Raw genomic sequence first — 18,758 nt, 5'->3', positions numbered from 1 at the left:
CGCGAAAACAAGGTCTATGAGCGCGAAAACAAGGTCTATGAGCGCGAAAACAAGGTCTATGAGCGCGAAAACAAGGTCTATGAGCGCGAAAACAAGGTCTATGAGCGCGAAAACAAGGTCTATGAGCGCGAAAACAAGGTTTATGAGCGCGAGAACAAGGTCTATGAGCGCGGAGACAAGGTTTATGAGCGCGGGGCCGAGATCTATGAGCGCGAAAACAAGGTCTATGAGCGCGAAGCCACTAAAAAAAGCCATCGCAGATCCTCAACACACTAGGAGTCCACGACAGCCTATATAATTTATTTCATCAATTCCTTATACCTTTGCACACATGCTTCATATGCTTGTTCCACAGTATCCACTTCAATCACATGCTCCCCAGACTTCTCAAAGCGGGCGACGGTATAATCGTATTGCGGATCATAATAATATATCAGCAATTGTTCAACAGCTTCCGCAAAACGTCCTGCTTCAAGATCACTTTGAATTTGTGCAGCGATCGGCTGGTGAATACGTTTGCGAATGCGAGAATAAGCTTCCAAAAACTGTTCCGGTCGTTTTTCCGGATTATATTCAGAAAGAATTTCTTCTACGCGGACCGATATTGGCAACTGAATAATCCATTGTGGGCTTTGCTCTTTTTTCTTAAATATATTTTCCGGCATATGCACTTGTCCGATCCGCTTGCTTTCGCCTTCGATAAAGACATATGGTTCGTTAGCATATTTCACTAACTTGTCCGCAAGCAACAACTCGAAACTTTTCTGATTATTTGGCTTGACGCCTATCTGTCCAAAAATCGAACCTCGGTGTCCAGCCATTCCTTCTAAATCAATGACAGGATAACCATCGTCCATCAACTTATGAAGAATCTTTGTTTTGCCGCTACCAGTATAGCCATTTAACACGATTAGTTGAGGTGTAAATGGCTCCTTCAAGCGTTCTATAACCCATTGACGATATGTATGGATTCCCCCACTAATTCGGCTCGAGCGAATGCCCATTAATTCTAGAACCGTCATAGCCGTTTTACTGCGCATACCACCACGCCAGCAAAACACTGTAATCGGCGTCTCAATTTTCTTAAACTCTGCGATAAAAGAGGGCAGTTTCTGTGAAAATATCACCAAACCACGATCCATCGCCGCTTCCTTGCCCACTTGTTTATAGAGCGTGCCTACTTCAGCCCGTTCCTCATCTGTAAAGATCGGTATATTAATGCTACCTGGAATAGTCGCTTCCGCAAACTCTTTAGGTGAGCGTACATCAACTAAGGTTTGTCCGTGTTGTTTCTGTAGATCCAATGCGTCCGTTAATGTAATATCCCGTACCATGTTGTTCCCCTTTTCCTTGATTTACTGCACGATTATGCGACCGTTTTGCTCGTCTGTAACTTCCCCAATAATATGTGCATCAACGCCTTCTTCTCGCAACTGTGTAAGGAGACGTTCCGCTTCATCGCCTGCGACGGCAACGAGTAAGCCACCGGACGTTACTGCATCACATAAAATCCATCGACCAATTTGATCAAGCGATTCAGGATAATCAACGATGTCATTTACGTGTTTAAAGTTATTCTTCGTTCCACCTGGTACAGAACCTGCTTCTGCCAATTCTCTCGTACGTGGTAGAACCGGTACTTTTTCGTTATCGATACGCAAACATACGCCGCTTCCTTTAGCCATTTCAGATGCATGACCAAGCAAACCGAAGCCTGTAACGTCTGTCGCTGCGTGAATGGTATAGTCGTCCATCACTTCAGACGCTTTTTTATTCAGTGTAGTCATTACTTTTGTGACTCGGATTTCTTCTTCTTCCGTCAATAATTCATTCTTCAAAGAAGTCGTCATAATGCCGACGCCAATCGGTTTCGTTAAAATCAATCGGTCACCGGGCTTCGCACCTGCATTCGTTCGGATCTTATCAGGATGTACTGTCCCTGTAACCTGCATACCGAATTTAGGTTCCTGATCGTCAATCGAGTGCCCACCAACGAGTACTGCACCGGCTTCTTTCAACTTATCGCCAGCACCGCGAAGAATTTCCGTCAATATACTGCGCTCCAATGTGTGGATTGGGAAAGCTACGATATTTAGAGCAGTAATCGGCTTGCCGCCCATTGCGTAGACGTCACTGATTGCGTTCGCTGCTGCTACTTGTCCAAAATCATATGGATCATTGACGATCGGAGTGAAAAAGTCGAGTGTTTGAACGATGGCTGTCGTGTCGTTAATTTTATAAACGCCTGCATCATCGCTTGTATCGAGACCGACGAGCAAATTTGGATCAGATAGACCTGGTGGTAATGTATATAGTACTTCAGCAAGATCCGCTGGCCCAATTTTACAGCCGCAGCCTCCTTTTGAAGATAATGAGGTAAGCTTTACAGATGAATTTCGCATTAAGGATATCAACCTTTCATAGTGTAATACATTAATTTTATCACAGACTTCCCTATCTTTAGCGAATGGGCACTTGAAATGCTAACACTACATAAAAATGTTCCCTCTACGACGCGAAGGAAACATCTCGATTATTTAATATTTTCTCAAAAAACTCGGCTTCTCCTTATACCATTCCTTGCTAGCGAATCGACGACATTGCCCAATCACTCGCTCAACTACTTGTGTTTGATTGGCTAATATTCGTACCGTAAAGCCAACTGTGGGTAAACGGGAAATACTAATTCTGCAATCGTCTGACGTAATCAACTCTTCGTGGAGTCTGTTGATAAGCGATTAAGGCATCGGGCAAATACTCTAGATAACTACCTTTCTTCAAATGAAAGTTCCCTTCTTGATAGACATGATTGCGAGTTGTTCGATACACTTTGGTTGCCAATTGCGTCGTTAACATTAGGCGCGAGTCTTTTTCGGCCGTAATATCCATCCGATAGCGATCCCCGCCTACATAACCCCCACCTGGATTTAGCAAATAATAACACGCTTGACCCGATGCGGAATGATAAATGGGGTGCATTACTTTGAACGCGCCTTGGAAGTAGACACTCTTCGGCATCGTCTTGCCCCTACGATCCTCCACTGCCAACTGAAGAAGTCCCGTCCACTCCTCCATTTAGGTCAAGCCTCTTAACAACACATGCTCCTCGATCCAATGAAGCACTTCATCGAGCCCAGTATTATCCTTTAAATTCGTAAAGACAAAAGGTTTCTCCCGACGGAACACTTTCGTGTCAGCCTCCATTACTTCCAAAATAGCACCGACGTAAGGGGCCAAGTCTGTTTTGTTAATGATAAATAAATCGGATTTGATCATTCCTTGTCCAACTTTACGCGGGATTTTCTCGCCTTGTGCCACATCTATAATATAGATGGAAAAATCGACGAGTTCTGGACTGAATGTAGCAGCTAAGTTATCCCCGCCACTTTCCACGAAAATCATCTCTAAATCTGGATGCTTGCTGATTAATTCATCTATTGCGGAGAAATTCATCGAGGCATCTTCGCGGATCGCGGTGTGCGGACATCCACCCCTTTCCACGCCAATGATGCGGTCTTCAGGCAAGACACCATGCCGGATTAAAGATACGTTCTTCTACAATACAAAACTCGCGCCAGTATGCATCGGCGCGAGTTTTCTTTAATTGGATTGTATTACTGTCGTTTTGCTAGTGCAATCACACTTGCTTCTACCTCTTTCACGTGCTGTCCACTCACACCGTCTGGGGCTGTGGGTGATACCAAGAAATTTCTCCACCTTCTATAACTCCCGTGTACTCGTTACCAATAATCGTCAAACAAAATTGATGACGTTCGTGTACCTGATCTTCAAAAAGTGGATCAATTAATTTAAATCCTTCAAACACGCGGTCACTCCCTTGCTGTCATTTTCACCATACGCTCGATAGTATGTGTTAAAAAGGGATATTGTAAACACCATGTATTTCATCAGTCCAGCTCTCACTTTACGTACACAACGTACCAATCAGTATCTAGTTGTTCCATGCGCTGACCGATCCAACCGTCTGCAAGTAGTTGCTGTTGTTGTTCCGTGTCACTCATTAACACTCGTTGTTCTTGCTTCGCTTTAGTCTGAACAGACGCTTCTAAATCTTTGATTAAAATATAGCGTAGTTTGTTGCCATACTTAACTTTCAGTGCAGCTACTTGTAAACCAAGCGCAAATTTATCTTTTAAACTCGGTATGTTATACGGTGCGACGGTTGTGCAAATATAGCGATAGCGATCTGCATCTACATGCTCCATCAGCCATTTTCCGAGAATCGTTTGGAGACCATTGCCTCTGAATGCTGGATCTACTCCGGTAATTTCAGAGTATAGGACGCTTGTAAGTTGTTCTGTCGGAACCTCTGCATCAACACCTAAATGCTCGTCATCTTCTCCTGGATCTAACATAGCACGAAACGCGATGAGTTTATCATCGACGAATGCACCTGCCATCATTCCATTACCTTTAAGAATATACAGATAATCTGCCTCTGTTAATGGCTGGAGAAATTCTGGTTTTTCAAGAACGGCAACTACTGTTTCTTGCAACGCCATAATCTCTGGAAGCTGCTCTTCTGTTAGCAAGGAAAGATTAGCCTGTAGTGCTTGCTTCATCATCCCGTCACCTTTTCTTTGCGCACGGTCAACTCTTCAAGTGCTTTTTCATCCACGTCAATACCAAGTCCAGGCTTTTCATTAAGCTGAATGAACGGCACATCATAGTGTAGATTACCAACGTCTTTACTAAATTTTAATGGGCCTGTTAGTTCGACACTTGTTATGACTTTTTTCGAGAACGCTACGTGGAAACCTGCAGCAGAACCGATTGAGGATTCGACCATTGAGCCCACTTGGCACTCGATACCTGCCATCTCCGCCATATGCGCAAGTTTATTTGCTGGATACATTCCGCCACATTTCATTAGCTTTATATTCACTTTATCAGCAGCACGTTTAGCGATAATTTCACGCATCTCACGTACGCCTTTCAGCCCTTCATCTGCCATTAGCGGTGTGGACGTTTTCGATTTGGTCTCTACTAACCCATCAATGTCATCTGCTTTTACCGGTTGTTCTAGCCAATCCAGATTACAGCTTTCCAATTGCTTCATCGCCTGTAATGTTGTCGCACTATTGATCCAGCCTTGATTGACGTCCACACGAATTGCAATATCTTTTCCTACGCGTTCACGCACTGCTTGAATCCGCTTCACATCTTCCTTCGCGTCAGTCCCAACTTTCATCTTCAATGAATCATAACCTTCCGCTACACGATCTGCAGCTTCTTGTGCCATATGTTCAGGTGATGCAATGCTCAATACATGCGTAATCGGAAACTTCTCGTGATAGCGACCGCCAAGTAAATCATACGCTGGGACACCATATGCTTTCCCGACTACATCAAAACAAGCAATATCAAGTGCGGCTTTGGCAGAAGGCACACCATAAATCGCTTTGTCCATCACTTCATGGATTTTTTCAAATTGACTCGGATTTTCACCGATTAATTGTGGAGCGAGAGTATGGTGAATGACAGCGAATGTACTTTCCCAACTTTCACCTGTTACATGGTCGTCAGCCACGGATTCGCCGTAACCAATATGACCTGTATCTGTCGTCAATTTCACGATGATAGATGGCATGTCATCGTATGTTGCATAGCTAATAACAAACGGTTCGTATAGTGGTAGACGAATTGCAAATACTTCTATTTCCGTAATTTTCATTTAATATTTCCTTTCTTATTGGCAAATCTTCACTGCCGTTGTATGATTGTCGTTAAATAGTCGTTAATGACGTTAGGAGGGATTACATGAAGGTCACTATTGCACTCGTTGGATCAACGGCATTCTGTCAGCGTACTGAAGCAATGACGCTTCCTAAAGATATACGTATCCACTGCTACAGCTACGAGCATCCTAGTGAAGCACCTAGCTTGCTTCAAAAGTTAAAACCTTGTCACGCCATTTTATTTTCCGGCTCCTTACCTTATATAGCCGCTGAAAAAATAGTACAGAGGTTATCTATTCCTTCATTCTATCTTCAGCAAAATGAAAATACAATTGCTGTCACTCTATTATACCTTGCTTCAGAAAAAAACCTATCGATCCATGAACTTTCTATTGATAGTAAAGAACGAACTCACATCGAACACGTTCTACAAGATATGGATCATCTCTCCATTATGGAGCAACCTGCTATTCACGAACTGGCGACTACAAGTGATTTACAAGCTGTCGTAAATTTTCATATCGCACACTATCGTAGTGGACGGACAAAGATGGCTGTTACAAGTGTTCATGCTGTTTATGACCAACTTCAAGCAGCCGGAATTCCAGCCTTTCGAATGATTGACCCTGTCAGCAATATTATACGCGCACTAGAAGATGCCGCGCAGCAAGCCCAACTCCAAAGAAGCGAAGCGACTAAAATTGCTGTCGGTTTATTAAAAGTCCACCAGCCCGATTCGTTCAATCATGAAACAGTAGAACAACTAGCTTCACATTTGCATGCACAATCTATGCAAGAAGAAGATGCATTCCAATTGTACACCACACTCGGTACAATTGAATTTGCTTTACAAACCGAAAAATTTATACAGTTGATCCACTCGCTGTCCCCTATAGCTTCCCTAGCATTCGGATGCGGACAAACGATTGTGGAAGCGAGAGAAAATGCTGCCAGTGCTCTAGATTTAGGAAGACAATCAGATAACCATGGAGTTTTCATGCTAGACGAAAAGAAACAACTGCATGGACCTTTGCCAACTGTCATACCCGCTGTTTCCATGAAGCTTGAAGACCCTGTACTTCTTGATATTAGTTCTAAAACTTCTTTGAGTCCAGCCGTTATTTCTAAGCTAATTCAGTTTAATCAATTTAGACAAGCATCTTCCTTCACAGCAAATGACTTAGCAAGCTATTTAGAAGTTTCGAGAAGAACAGCAGAACGAACAATCAAAAAGTTAACTGATCAGGAATTGATTAAAACTGTTGGTGAAGAAATGACCTATGCACAAGGTAGACCGCGTGCACTCTACGAATTACATTTGCCTATTTATTAAAAAAGAAAAGCAACGGATGCCCGTGCTTTTCTTTTTTCACTTTGTATAAAACTACTATTCGGGTTGTGCTTCCATTTCTAACCGTTCATCTCTCGCATTCATTTCCATTAGCTCTTCTGGTGTTAGTTTCACAATGGTAAAACCGGTAAGTGCGTAGATAATCGAAATTAGTGGTACAACTAAGTTCAATATGGCGTATGGACCGTATTCTACTACACTCACTCCGAGCGTCCCAAGTATGAAGACACCACAAGTATTCCAAGGAATGAACACCGATGTCAAAGTTCCTCCATCCTCAAGCGCACGAGATAAGTTTTTAGAATTTAGACCTTTGTCTTTATACGCTTTACTGAACATTCTTGACGGCACAACAATGGATATATACTGTTCAGAGCACGTAGCATTTGTCATAACACAAGCACCAATTGTTGAAATGATTAATGAAGAAGTAGATTTCACAACCTTTAATAACTGATTCATAATCGCACGAAGCATTCCCGAATACTCAAGAATTCCTCCGAAAGTCATCGCAACGAGCGTCATTGAAACTGTATACATCATTGAATCTAACCCACCGCCATTGAACAGCTTATCGACTAACTGATTGCCCGTCTCAATCGCAAAACCACTTTGCAATGCATCAAGTGCATCCGCGAATGATCCGCCTTGAAGCGTAACATGTGACACGAATCCAAGAACAATCCCAATAATTAATGCTGGTACAGCTGGAACTTTTAGCGCTACCATCAAAATAACTGCTAGCGGAACGAGCAATAACCATGGTGAAATTATAAAACTGTCCTGCATCACTTGAGATGTTTTTGCAATAGACGTTAGCTCCGCTTCTCCTGTTCCAAACTTACGCCCTAAGAATGCGAACACACCAAGTGCAATGAGCAATCCCGGAACTGTCGTGTACAACATATGTTTAATATGATCGAATAAATCTGTACCCGTCAAACCCGCGGCGAGGTTTGTCGTATCTGATAAAGGTGACATCTTATCTCCAAAGTAAGCGCCTGAAATAACAGCACCCGCTACCATACCCGCAGGAATTCCCATACTCAAACCTATTCCCATGCCTGCCACACCGATTGTCGCCATAGTAGACCAAGAACTACCAATAGCCAATGAAACAATTGCACAAATCAAAGCAATCGCTACTAAAAACCAGGAAGGCGTAATAATTTTCAAACCATAAAAAATCATCGTCGCAACGATTCCGCCGCCCATCCAAGAACCAATCACTAAACCGACTAGCATGATGATCACGACTGCCGGCAAAGCTAATCGAATCCCTTTATACATCATTTCCTCAATTTCTTTCCATGAGAAGCCGTGACGCCATGCAACAATAGCTGCCAGCGAAGTTCCGACAATCAAAGGCATATGTGGACCTTGTTCAAGTTTTACTACTGTGATGATCATGACTAAAATCATCAATACAAGTGGCAAGATCGCCCACCAGATACTTATATTCCGCTTTTCTGTTTGTTCCATCAGAGTTCACTCCGTTCGTTTTCAGATAATTCAAAACCGTCGTTATATAGTCGCTTAATATATAGTAAGCGTTTTCTTTAATGTTTGTCAACGCAAATTTTGTAAGCGTTTTCTATTCGACGGAAAATTTCTCGGCCAAAAAAAAACAGCCGCATATGTTTATTGGCGACTGTTTTAGTCTGTAGACGGTAAAGACTGCGCACGCGATGGATTATCATGCTCTTAATTGAGTAGTCTACAGTTTTTTCGATTATAATATTTCAATCCTATAGTTCTCAAATTCATCCGCTGATTGTGGAAGATGGAGCTCAATCGATTCAGGAATACGCAAATGAACCGTCATCGTGCCCGACATTGAACCTGAGCTATAACTATAGCCAATCCTCCGTCCTTCCGAAAATTGAGTCAATATATTGGAGTCATGATAAAACGTGTAGTGTATAGTATTTGATGGTTGCAAAGGTACGTACATAGAACGACTGTCCCAAACAGGTAATTCAACTTGTATCTTGTCTGACACATCATAATACGTGCCACCCAAGCCGTCATAGTTCCTGCTATCAAAGCCACCAAACTCCACCAACATTTCAGGTCTATACACGGTCTCTTCTATAAGATTACTTTTATCTGTTGTTCTCTCAATCAAAATAATAGCATTATCAGGAAATTTCGGTATTGAAAAATTCTCTTCTACTTCATGTGTTCTCTTTGTCGCAATGAGCCGCTGCGGAATAGGTAAACCCTTTTCAACCGCATTTCTCACATCAAATCCATACTGCTCTCCTTCGACAATCGATAACTGCTCAAACTCATAGTTTCGTTCCATAACTTCAGCAATAATTAGAAAAATCAAGAGTAAGATAAGATAACCAATAATAAATTTGCGATGAAATATCTTATTTATGCCCAGACGCCCTGCATTTTTTACTACTAGCATAAGGACTACAATAACCATTAATAGTACAATAGTTGCTCCTACTGCAAAAATCATCATGGGTTTCTCACCTCCAAACGATTCGTCACCCAAAAGCTAGCACCGAACAACACCGCAACTGCCAGTAAGATTTTCAATGTGAATAATAGAATCGACGTCTCTCCATAAAAAAAGTGCAGTAAATCAATATTTTTTCCACCTATTGTAAAGAATGTCGTTTGTGTAAAAACAATATAGACTAGCGCAAACAGCATAATAAACAATTTACTGAACTGAATAAATGAACCTAGTGTGTAACCTACCAACATTAAAAGCAGTGTATAAGCAGTCATCACAAAAATTTGTGAAAAGAAATCGAGTGGCGAAGACAGTAACCCATTCGTTTGCATCACAGTATTGACATTAAACATCGCAAATATTTTCATAACTGATCCAAGTAAAACGGTTGTCACGCCACCAAAAAGTGCGGCTGTACAGAAGAAGTAGAAATTTGCGAGCTGAAAGGTCAAACGGTTTGTTACAAATGTAAATGATTCATTGCGCTGCGCAGGCGATGTCAGAACAAATCCTATAATAAATGCCCAAAACAACGTCAATCCTACTTGACCATCATTTGAAATCGCTGAAAAGTTAAATGATAGTATATTTGTCTCTTCCGTATACGTGGATGTGGATGTGGAAGTCGCTGAGCCACCCATTAAGACCGTGCCAATGATCTGCAATACGATCAGTACAGAAAAGATAGACCCATTTCCATTTAATTTGAATAAAAACTGACGCTTCGCTAACTCATTGACGCTCCATTGCGTTGAAAACATCATCGACCCCTCCTCCCGCCTGCCCCGTCATCGCTAAATAGGCATCGCTTGCTGTAACTCCCGCTACACGGATTCCTGCTTGCCTCAATTCATTCAATTCTGCTTCTGAATACTCATTATCGACAATCCACTCTGTCAACGGACCCGCCATGGAACGATGAATGATCGCATATCGGGTGGCATATGTTTCGAGCGCGTTTGCTTTACCTTGCAGTGATAAAAACTTCTCCTGTAAATCTATTATTGGGCCGTGAAACCCAACACCTTTCCCATCAATCAATAAAATATCTTCTAACAAGTCCTCCATTTCTTCCATATGGTGACTTGATAATAAAATCGTTCGTGGATGCGCAATATAATCTTTCAGCAACGCCCTGTAGAAATCTTTGCGTGCTGCTGCGTCCATTCCCGTAATCGGCTCATCGAACATCGTCAATGGACATCTCGATGCAATTCCAATCACTGCATTGAACGTACTACGCTTCCCTTTGGACAGCACACGATGCTTAAACGTTAGAGGAAGCTGAAAATATTCCAATAACCGCTTAGCTAGTTCATCATCCCAATTTTCATAAAACCTATCACACTCTATTAAAATATCCTCAAGTTTAAAAGCGTCCGGAAAGCCCATCCTATCGTCAACAAAAATCATATTCGCAGACACAGTAAGACTATTAAAAGGTCGTTCACCAAACACACGTAACTCACCGCTTGTTTCTTTCGTGAAACCAGCAATCATTTTCATGAGCGTCGTCTTACCCGCTCCATTTCTTCCGACCACGCCTGTAATAACATTTCTACGAATATCTAGCGTGATTTGGTCGAGCACTTTGAATGATCGATACTTTTTTGTAACATCCCGTAACGTAATGACTTCCATCATGCCCTCCCCTTTCGCTCTGACTCGATTAATCGGATAAGTTGCTGTTCTTCTATCCCAAGTAATTTTGCTTCATCAAGCAACTCTCGGACTAAGCGACGAAGTGTAAAATCTTTGCGTTTCTCTAGCAACTTCTCCCGTGCATTCGATGATACAAACGTTCCAAGTCCGCGCTTTTTATAAATAAGTTCCGCATCTAACAAAATCGTCAGCCCCTTCCCAGCAGTTGCCGGATTAATATTAAAAAGCTCCGCTAACTGGTATTGCGAATACACCTTGTCATCGGCTTTCAGCGTACCGTCAATAATTTCTTTCTCCAACCATTCTGCGATCTGTAAATAAATTGGTTTCTCTCCGTCAATCTCCAACAAGAGCTTCACCACCTTCAGGTTACCCAGTACATTACTGTTGTAATGTACTATACTCCTTCTAGTAGATAAATGCAACTCTACGTGAAAAAAGATGTTTGGCTGTATGCCGCACATCTTTCAAGAAAAGGTTGGAGAATAGTCGTCAATGAATTCATTTCATTGTATAAAATGGACATTTCCAACACATCCTATCTATTTATAACGTATGTTAGGAGCGAAACAAATGAATACTGTAAAAGACTTCCCCATTCAACAAAACAGATTATTGAACGCAGGTTTTTTACTAGCTTGCTTATGTGTATTAGATGCTGTTTTTACGGACTATGGTCTTCGTTCAGGGCATATACAAGAAGCGAATCTGTTGGTCGCATTTTTATACGAGCAGAGTATTGCGCTGTTTTACATCGTCAAATTAGGATTGCCACTACTACTTCTATATATCGTTACAATCAGTAAGTCGGGCATTTGGCTACGTGTATCACTGACAACTGCTTTGTTTCTTTATATTGTGGTGATGTTCGTCCATGTTTTTTGGTTGGTAGTTGCGGCGATGTGAGTCCGCGGATAGTAAACCGCTTTTAGGATTGTACGTTTGAAGTACATGAAAAAATGCCAGAGTCCCCCAGTTTAGTCGGGAATTCTGGCATTTTTCATCATAGTCCTCTATCTTGTTTTACATAACGAATCAATTCTTTTTCTCTCGCAGTATTCATCTCTTCAGTAAAATCAGGGCTCCATTCATAATAACCTTCACCTGTTTTACTACCAAGTTTGCCTGATTCTACTAACTCATCCATACTAGATGCGGATAGTTTTGCCGTCGATAGATCTTTATATAGATAATTAGAAATTTCCTTAAAGACGTCTAAACCACCCATATCCGCCGATAAAAATGGACCGGTAACAGATAATCTTCTACCGATACTATAGAGTACCGCAGCGTCAATATCTTCTTTGGAAGCAATTCCTTCTTCCAGGATGTGCTGCGCTTCACGTAATAAAGCAAACTGCAAACGATTACCTACAAAGCCAGGTGCTTCTTTTTTTAATTCGATTGGCTTTTTATTCAGATCGTTCATTAATGCCATCGATCGTTCTACTGTCTTATCACTTGTTTTTTCACCACGAACCACCTCAACTAATGGGATCAAATGCGCCGGATGCCAAAAGTGTGTGATGACCGTTCGTTCTGGATTTTTTGTTTCCGCTGCAATATCGGTTGGACTAATGGCTGATGTATTACTTGCTAAAATAACTGTCGGATCGCAAAGACTATCCAATTGTTTGAAGACTTGTTGCTTCAAGTCTAAACGCTCAGGTACGGCTTCGATCACGAAGGTCGCATCTTTTACCGCTCTTTCAATCGTCGTTACCGTCGTTACTCGGTCACGGACCGTCAGTAAATCATCGCTTGTCAGCAAGTCGTTAGCCATCAGCACGTGTAACTTATTTTCGATACTGTCAAAAGCGCGTTCCAGTTCTTCATCAGAAATCCCATACATCATCACATCAAATCCAGCCCATGCAGCACTTAACGCGATAGAGTGTCCCATCGTTCCGCATCCTATTACCGCTATTTTTTCCATAAAACAACCTCCAAATTAACCCCATTATGTTAAAAAGACGATACCCTGAAGTTAGGATATCGTCAAAAATTAATTCGCTGTAAAATTAGGTGAAATTGTAAAAGATGCTTCCGTCTTTTCTTTCACTTCTTCTACAGTAACGCCTGGAGATGTTTCCACAAGTACCATACCTTCATCCGTGAAATCAAACACTATCGACAACGCCTAGACCCGTTAAAGGCAGCCCACATGTCTTCTTCACTTTTGATTCACCATGCTTACTAACATGATCCATGATTACAACAACACGTTTAGCGCCTACTACTAAGTCCATAGCGCCGCCCATTCCCTTGACCATTTTCCCCGGAATCATCCAGTTAGCTAAGTCTCCTTTTTCAGAAACTTCCATACCGCCTAGAATCGCCAAGTCGATATGTCCGCCACGGATCATCGCAAATGACTCTGCACTATCAAAGAATGAAGATCCCGGTACTGTTGTGATGGTTTCTTTTCCTGCATTGATTAAATCCGCGTCTTCTTGACCTTCAACCGGATACGGTCCAATACCGAGCAGTCCGTTTTCCGATTGCAATAATACGTTGACGTCTGCAGGAATTTCATTTGCCACAAGTGTCGGCATGCCGATTCCAAGATTTACGTTCATACCATCTTGTATTTCCTTTACCGCACGTTTAACGATTGTTAATCGAGTATCCATTGTTGTCATCTCCCCTTTTTACGCTTTTCTAACTGTTAAGCGTTCAATCGGCTTTACATAGTCCGTTCCAAGTAAAACACGTTGCACATAAACACCTGGTGTATCAATTTCTTCAGGCTTTAGTTCGCCTGCTTCTACAATCTCTTCCACTTCTGCAATGGTTATTTTGCCTGCCATTGCTGCAAGTGGATTAAAGTTTCTAGCCGTTTTGCGATACACTAAGTTGCCAAGTGTGTCGGCCTTCCAAGCTTTTACAAGAGCAAAGTCCCCAACAATTCCTTCCTCAAGCAAGTAAGTCTTACCGTTAAACTCTTTCGTTTCTTTACCTTCTGCAATCGGTGTTCCAACGCCCGTTGCTGTATAGAATCCAGGAATACCTGCGCCACCTGCTCTAATTCTTTCCGCCAGTGTTCCTTGAGGGCTCAACTCGACTTCCAATTCTCCACTTAGAAACTGCTTTTCGAAAATCTTATTCTCACCAACGTAAGAAGCGATCATCTTTTTGATTTGTTTATTGGCAAGTAATATACCTAGCCCTTGGTCATCCGTACCACAGTTGTTACTAGCAATCGTTAAATCTTTAACGCCACTTTCACGTAATGCTTCTATAGACTTTTCTGGAATACCGCATAACCCGAACCCACCAACGATAATCGTACTGCCGTCTTGAACATCCGAAACCGCTTTCACGAATGAATCATATACTTTGCTCATACCGTAACCTCCTCCAACTCTTTAGTAATAGTTTACATAGTTCTGACTTATATGTAAAATGAATATAAGGAATGAATAGTATTCTTCTTTAGAATAAATGAAGTGGAAGGTTGATTCGTATGGATCTCAAAGACTTTAATGCTTTTATCGAAGTAGCCAATCATTTAAGTTTTACGAAGGCTGCGGAACATACGTATATGTCCCAACCTTCATTAAGTAAATCTGTTAAAAAACTTGAAGAAGAACTGAATATTACACTCTTTAATCGTTCTACCCGTAACTTAAAACTTACAGACGCAGGAAATATTGTCTATTCACAAGGACAGCAAATACTTAATTTAGTAGCGGAACTTCCTACTTTATTGGAGGATCTCGTAGAAGGCGTAGCGGGTGAGATCAAAATCGGCATGCCACCATTAATCGGTACTCTTTTCTTCCCTCAGATTGCTAAAAACCTACAATCTAATTATCCCAATATAACGATTGAATTACACGAGCACGGTGCAAAAGTAGTCGAAGACCTCGTAGATAAAGGACAGATTGACGCTGGTATTATCGTCTTACCAACTGATACAGAAATCTTCAATGTCCAACCGTTTATATCCGATAAGTTCTTCGTTTTCGTTCATCGTGACCATCCGTTTGCAACGAGAGATGCTGTTAAGCTATCCGACTTAAAAGACGAAAAGCTTATTCTATTTTCCAAGAGCTTTACATTGCACCGTTATATTATTGGTGCTTGCAAAGAAGTAGGCTTCAACCCAATGATCTCTTATGAAAGTTCCCAATGGGATTTAATCATTGAACTCGTGGCAGCGAAACTAGGAATTACATTATTGCCTCAATCTATTTCCGAAAAATTCTCCAATGACCAGATTAAAATAGTCCCGTTAGAAGAACCTCCGCTATTGTGGAAACTCGGCATCGTAACAAAAAAAGACAGTTATCATTCATTCGCACTTAAGAAGTTCATGGAAATGTTTCACAAGTGACGGAACACATTATACTGTCCCCCTAAAAGTGTAGAACTATTCGTCTATCTTATGAAGAACTCATCGAAAAAGTCAGACCACGGAAGCATTACTGAACAACAAAAACTCCAACCGACACTCGGTTGGAGTTTTTGTTTCACGTGGAACAAGTTAGAACTTTTTCGTCGTCCAAGATTCACCGTTCCAAATAGTTGTTACGACACCTTCGTAAAAATCTGGTTCGTGTGAGATGAGAAGGATGCTACCTTTATACTCTTTCAACGCACGTTTAAGCTCTTCTTTCGCATCAAAGTCGAGGTGGTTGGTTGGCTCATCCAATACTAATAAGTTGGTTTCTGAGTTAACGAGTTTACATAGGCGCACCTTTGCACGTTCTCCCCCACTCAGAACTTTCACTTTACTTTCGATATGCTTCGTAGTCAATCCGACACGCGCCAATGCAGCTCGCACTTCATACTGTGCGAAATGTGGAAACTCAGCCCAGATTTCTTCAAGACACGTGTTATCTGTATCTGCTTTCATTTCTTGTTCGAAGTATCCAATCGATAGATGTTCACCTTGTTCCACTTTTCCTGAAAGGGCAGGAATTTCACCAAGGATGCTTTTTAGCAAAGTAGTTTTCCCAATCCCATTAGCTCCTGCCAAAGCAATCTTTTGTCCTCGCTCCATAACTAAGTTGAGTGGTTTTGAAAGTGGTTCTTCATAACCGATTACAAGATCCTTCGTTTCAAATAAATATTTCCCGGGAGTTTTTGCTGTTTTGAAATCAAAATGTGGTTTCGGTTTTTCCGAATCTATTTCAATAATATCCATTTTATCAAGCTTCTTCTGTCGGGACATCGCCATACGGCTAGTCGCAGCATTGGCTTTATTACGTGCAACAAAATCCTTTAAGTTTGCAATTTCTTTCTGTTGCTTTTTATATGCAGACTCCGCTTGTTGCTTCTTCATCTCATGAACGCGTAAAAACTCATCATAGTCACCTGGGTAGCGAGTGATTTGTTGATTTTCCATATGATTAATTAAATTAATGACACTATTCAAAAACGGAATATCATGCGAAATCAAAATGAATGCACCCGGATACTCCTGCAAATACGTGCGTAGCCATTCGATATGCTCAACATCCAAATAGTTCGTTGGCTCATCCAACAACAATATATCAGGCTTTTCGAGTAGTAGTTTCGCAAGCAATACTTTCGTACGTTGCCCACCGCTTAGATCATTAACCTCTGTATCCAGTCCGAATTCATTCAACCCTAGACCGTTTGCGACCTCTTCTACTTTGGCATCAATCATATAAAATCCGCTTTGCTCTAGGGAATCTTGAATTTGTCCTGTCTCTTCTAACAGACTTTCCAGTTCATCAGGCTCTACTTCACCCATCTTCGCAAATAGATTGTTCAATTCTGTTTCCATATCGTATAAGTACTGAAACGCTGTGCGTAACACATCACGAATAGACATTCCCTGTTTTAACGATGCATGCTGATCCAAATAACCGACACGGACACGCTTCGACCAAGTCACTGTGCCAGCATCTGGTTCCAGTTTATGTGTAATGATATTCATAAACGTAGACTTTCCTTCACCATTTGCACCTATTAACCCGATATGTTCACCTGATAATAAACGAAATGATACATCATCAAAAATTGCTCGATCGCCAAAACCGTGGCTAATATTTTTTACTGTTAATAAACTCATGTTGTACACCTATTCCTTTTCATTCGTTTCGATATAAACGTAATAACTCATTTTACCACCCTACGCACATAATTGCCTCAGTAAAAGAAAAACTAGCCTCTTGTAAATAGGCTAGTTCTCCCTCAATCCTTTACTTCCACGATCAACTCAATTTCTACAGGTATATCAAATGGTAATGTATTAACGCCAATTGCAGACCGCGCATGTTTTCCCTTGTCGCCAAACACTTCAATAATAATATCAGATGCCCCATTGATTACTTCCGGCTGACGTATAAAGTCATCTGTTGAATTGACAAAGCCAAGTATTTTCACAAAGCTTTTAATTCGATCTAATGAACCGAGTTCCGCTTGTAGATTGCTCATCAATTGCAGTGCCGTTTCACGCGCCGCATTGTAACCTTCTTCCACGGAAACGGTATCACCTAGTTTCCCTGTAATCATCGGTTTTCCTGCACGCATATAACCAGCACCAGACGTATATAAGGCATTGCCAAGTTGCGCTGTCATCTCATAATTCGCCATTGGACTTGACGGTGCAGGCAATTCAATTCCAAGGTCTTGTAGTCGTTCTTCGATAGTCATTGGACATCCTCCCATTCTCAAAATTCAACTTGATCATAACATGCTTGGTAGTTCGGTCAAAAGTATTTCGTAATCAGAAGGATTTTGGCAATAGGTGTAGAACAATACTAGTAACACTAAAGGAGGTAACTATTAATGGGCAAATTAATGCAAGATAAAGTAGGCATTATTACAGCAGCGGGTAGTGGTATTGGTCGAGAAAGCGCACTTGCGTTTGCAGAGGAAGGAGCAAAAGTTGTCGTTTCGGATATTAATGAAGAAGCAGGTAATGAAACCGTTCGTCTAGTGAAGGAACAAGGCGGAGACGCAATCTTTATCAAATGTAACGTAGCAGAAGAGCAGGAAATCATTGACTTAGTGAAGCAAACTGTTGAACATTATGGGCGCTTAGATTGGGCACATAATAATGCCGGAATCGGTGCACCCTCTAAACCGATTGCAGAAACTAATACAGCAGACTGGGATCGTTGCATCCAAATTACCCAAACAAGTCTATACTTATCCTTAAAACATCAAATTCCCGCCATGCTAGAGTCTGGTGGCGGTGCTATCGTTAATACAGCATCCACTTCTGGCTTATTAGGTTCTGAAAACCTAGCAACATACAGCGCCGCAAAATGGGCTGTTAATGGCATGACAAAATCTGTCGCACTCGAATACGGTAAAAAAGGCATCCGCGTTAACTCCATCTGTCCGGGCATGACATTGACACCTGCCGTTGAACATTGGGCAAAAGAAGTACCTGAACAAGCGAAGTTCATGGAAAACAGTATTCCACTAGGACGCATGGGACGCCCTGAAGAACAAGCACAAGCAGCAGTTTGGCTATGCTCAGACAAAGCATCGTACATCACAGGGGTTAATCTAGCCGTAGATGGCGGTCAAACAGCACAATAATAGTAAAAAGCACACGTATTTGGATTCGCGTGTGCCCTTTTTATTT

Annotated in this window: 19 protein-coding genes and 2 pseudogenes; 4 read left to right on the top strand and 17 right to left on the bottom strand. The window is 41.6% G+C overall.

The genetic code is table 11. From position 1 onward, the window contains the following. The 7 genes and pseudogenes from ORD22_RS13245 to ORD22_RS13215 all read right to left on the bottom strand — a co-directional run. Positions 1 to 255, bottom strand: a 255-nt coding sequence (locus ORD22_RS13245) for a flagellar type III secretion system protein FlhB (RefSeq protein WP_317646559.1), incomplete at its 3' end; no start/stop codon positions are given. A gap of 44 nt (positions 256 to 299) precedes the next feature. Beyond that, a complete protein-coding gene (mnmH, locus tag ORD22_RS13240) occupies positions 300 to 1,334 on the bottom strand; it encodes a tRNA 2-selenouridine(34) synthase MnmH (RefSeq protein WP_317646558.1) in 1,035 nt (344 codons plus the stop codon). A gap of 21 nt (positions 1,335 to 1,355) precedes the next feature. Further along, positions 1,356 to 2,402, bottom strand: a complete 1,047-nt coding sequence (gene selD, locus ORD22_RS13235; protein WP_317646557.1) for a selenide, water dikinase SelD — start codon at positions 2,400 to 2,402, stop codon at positions 1,356 to 1,358. A gap of 280 nt (positions 2,403 to 2,682) precedes the next feature. Beyond that, the gene (locus tag ORD22_RS13230) at positions 2,683 to 3,075 is read right to left on the bottom strand and encodes an urease accessory protein UreD (protein ID WP_317646556.1); all 393 of its coding nucleotides are present in this window, start codon (positions 3,073 to 3,075) and stop codon (positions 2,683 to 2,685) included. Further along, positions 3,076 to 3,543 (bottom strand): annotated as a pseudogene (gene ureG, locus ORD22_RS13225) (urease accessory protein UreG); the annotation flags it as partial. It lies immediately after the preceding gene. Between the two features lie 377 nt (positions 3,544 to 3,920). Then, a complete protein-coding gene (locus ORD22_RS13220) occupies positions 3,921 to 4,583 on the bottom strand; it encodes a GNAT family N-acetyltransferase (protein WP_317646555.1) in 663 nt (220 codons plus the stop codon). Continuing rightward, positions 4,583 to 5,695, bottom strand: a complete 1,113-nt coding sequence (locus ORD22_RS13215; RefSeq protein WP_317646554.1) for a mandelate racemase/muconate lactonizing enzyme family protein — start codon at positions 5,693 to 5,695, stop codon at positions 4,583 to 4,585. The genes ORD22_RS13220 and ORD22_RS13215 overlap by 1 nt, the downstream gene beginning before the upstream one ends. A gap of 86 nt (positions 5,696 to 5,781) precedes the next feature. Here ORD22_RS13215 and ORD22_RS13210 point away from each other — a divergent pair, with 86 nt between their 5' ends. Beyond that, positions 5,782 to 7,032: an HTH domain-containing protein gene (locus ORD22_RS13210; protein WP_317646553.1), complete on the top strand. Its 1,251-nt coding sequence runs from the start codon at positions 5,782 to 5,784 to the stop codon at positions 7,030 to 7,032. A 54-nt stretch (positions 7,033 to 7,086) separates the two neighbouring features. Here the strand turns inward: ORD22_RS13210 and nhaC are convergent, their stop codons facing one another. The 5 genes from nhaC to ORD22_RS13185 all read right to left on the bottom strand — a co-directional run bounded on the left by nhaC (position 7,087) and on the right by ORD22_RS13185 (position 11,535). Then, the gene (gene nhaC, locus ORD22_RS13205; RefSeq protein ID WP_317646551.1) at positions 7,087 to 8,532 is read right to left on the bottom strand and encodes a Na+/H+ antiporter NhaC; all 1,446 of its coding nucleotides are present in this window, start codon (positions 8,530 to 8,532) and stop codon (positions 7,087 to 7,089) included. 250 nt (positions 8,533 to 8,782) lie between these two features. Next, positions 8,783 to 9,526, bottom strand: a complete 744-nt coding sequence (locus tag ORD22_RS13200) for a hypothetical protein (RefSeq protein ID WP_317646549.1) — start codon at positions 9,524 to 9,526, stop codon at positions 8,783 to 8,785. Continuing rightward, positions 9,523 to 10,287 carry a hypothetical protein gene (locus ORD22_RS13195; RefSeq protein WP_317646548.1) on the bottom strand — a complete coding sequence of 255 codons (765 nt, stop codon included), beginning with the start codon at positions 10,285 to 10,287 and terminating at the stop codon, positions 9,523 to 9,525. Before ORD22_RS13195 ends, ORD22_RS13200 begins: the two co-directional genes overlap by 4 nt. Continuing rightward, a complete protein-coding gene (locus tag ORD22_RS13190; protein ID WP_317646547.1) occupies positions 10,256 to 11,164 on the bottom strand; it encodes an ABC transporter ATP-binding protein in 909 nt (302 codons plus the stop codon). Before ORD22_RS13190 ends, ORD22_RS13195 begins: the two co-directional genes overlap by 32 nt. Beyond that, positions 11,164 to 11,535 carry a GntR family transcriptional regulator gene (locus ORD22_RS13185; protein WP_317646545.1) on the bottom strand — a complete coding sequence of 124 codons (372 nt, stop codon included), beginning with the start codon at positions 11,533 to 11,535 and terminating at the stop codon, positions 11,164 to 11,166. Before ORD22_RS13185 ends, ORD22_RS13190 begins: the two co-directional genes overlap by 1 nt. 223 nt (positions 11,536 to 11,758) lie before the next feature. Between ORD22_RS13185 and ORD22_RS13180 the strand changes: the two genes are divergently transcribed. Beyond that, positions 11,759 to 12,091: a DUF5658 family protein gene (locus ORD22_RS13180; RefSeq protein ID WP_317646544.1), complete on the top strand. Its 333-nt coding sequence runs from the start codon at positions 11,759 to 11,761 to the stop codon at positions 12,089 to 12,091. Between the two features lie 97 nt (positions 12,092 to 12,188). Here the strand turns inward: ORD22_RS13180 and ORD22_RS13175 are convergent, their stop codons facing one another. From ORD22_RS13175 to ORD22_RS13165, 3 genes and pseudogenes are all read right to left on the bottom strand, one after another. Next, entirely contained in the window at positions 12,189 to 13,121 is a 933-nt protein-coding gene (locus tag ORD22_RS13175; protein WP_317646543.1) for a 3-hydroxyacyl-CoA dehydrogenase family protein, read from the bottom strand. Between the two features lie 69 nt (positions 13,122 to 13,190). Beyond that, positions 13,191 to 13,818, bottom strand: a pseudogene (locus tag ORD22_RS13170) (3-oxoacid CoA-transferase subunit B). An 18-nt stretch (positions 13,819 to 13,836) separates the two neighbouring features. Continuing rightward, positions 13,837 to 14,532 (bottom strand): CoA transferase subunit A, encoded by a 696-nt coding sequence (locus tag ORD22_RS13165; protein WP_317646541.1) that lies wholly within the window; start codon positions 14,530 to 14,532, stop codon positions 13,837 to 13,839. A 119-nt stretch (positions 14,533 to 14,651) separates the two neighbouring features. On the opposite strand from ORD22_RS13165, the gene ORD22_RS13160 reads away from it, so the two are divergent. Continuing rightward, the gene (locus tag ORD22_RS13160) at positions 14,652 to 15,524 is read left to right on the top strand and encodes a LysR family transcriptional regulator (RefSeq protein ID WP_317646539.1); all 873 of its coding nucleotides are present in this window, start codon (positions 14,652 to 14,654) and stop codon (positions 15,522 to 15,524) included. Positions 15,525 to 15,674: 150 nt separating this feature from the next. On the opposite strand, the gene ORD22_RS13155 is transcribed toward ORD22_RS13160, so the two are convergent. Beyond that, the gene (locus ORD22_RS13155; protein WP_317646536.1) at positions 15,675 to 17,231 is read right to left on the bottom strand and encodes an ABC-F family ATP-binding cassette domain-containing protein; all 1,557 of its coding nucleotides are present in this window, start codon (positions 17,229 to 17,231) and stop codon (positions 15,675 to 15,677) included. 122 nt (positions 17,232 to 17,353) lie between these two features. After that, a complete protein-coding gene (locus ORD22_RS13150) occupies positions 17,354 to 17,815 on the bottom strand; it encodes a RidA family protein (RefSeq protein WP_317646533.1) in 462 nt (153 codons plus the stop codon). Between the two features lie 135 nt (positions 17,816 to 17,950). Between ORD22_RS13150 and ORD22_RS13145 the strand changes: the two genes are divergently transcribed. Next, positions 17,951 to 18,712, top strand: a complete 762-nt coding sequence (locus ORD22_RS13145; RefSeq protein ID WP_317646531.1) for an SDR family NAD(P)-dependent oxidoreductase — start codon at positions 17,951 to 17,953, stop codon at positions 18,710 to 18,712. The last annotated feature ends 46 nt before the right edge of the window (positions 18,713 to 18,758 follow it).

This window comes from Sporosarcina sp. GW1-11, from assembly GCF_033088395.1.
GTDB lineage: Bacteria > Bacillota > Bacilli > Bacillales_A > Planococcaceae > Sporosarcina.
Note: the sequence above shows the minus strand (reverse complement) of the source record. Positions and strands in the feature narration are given on the sequence as shown.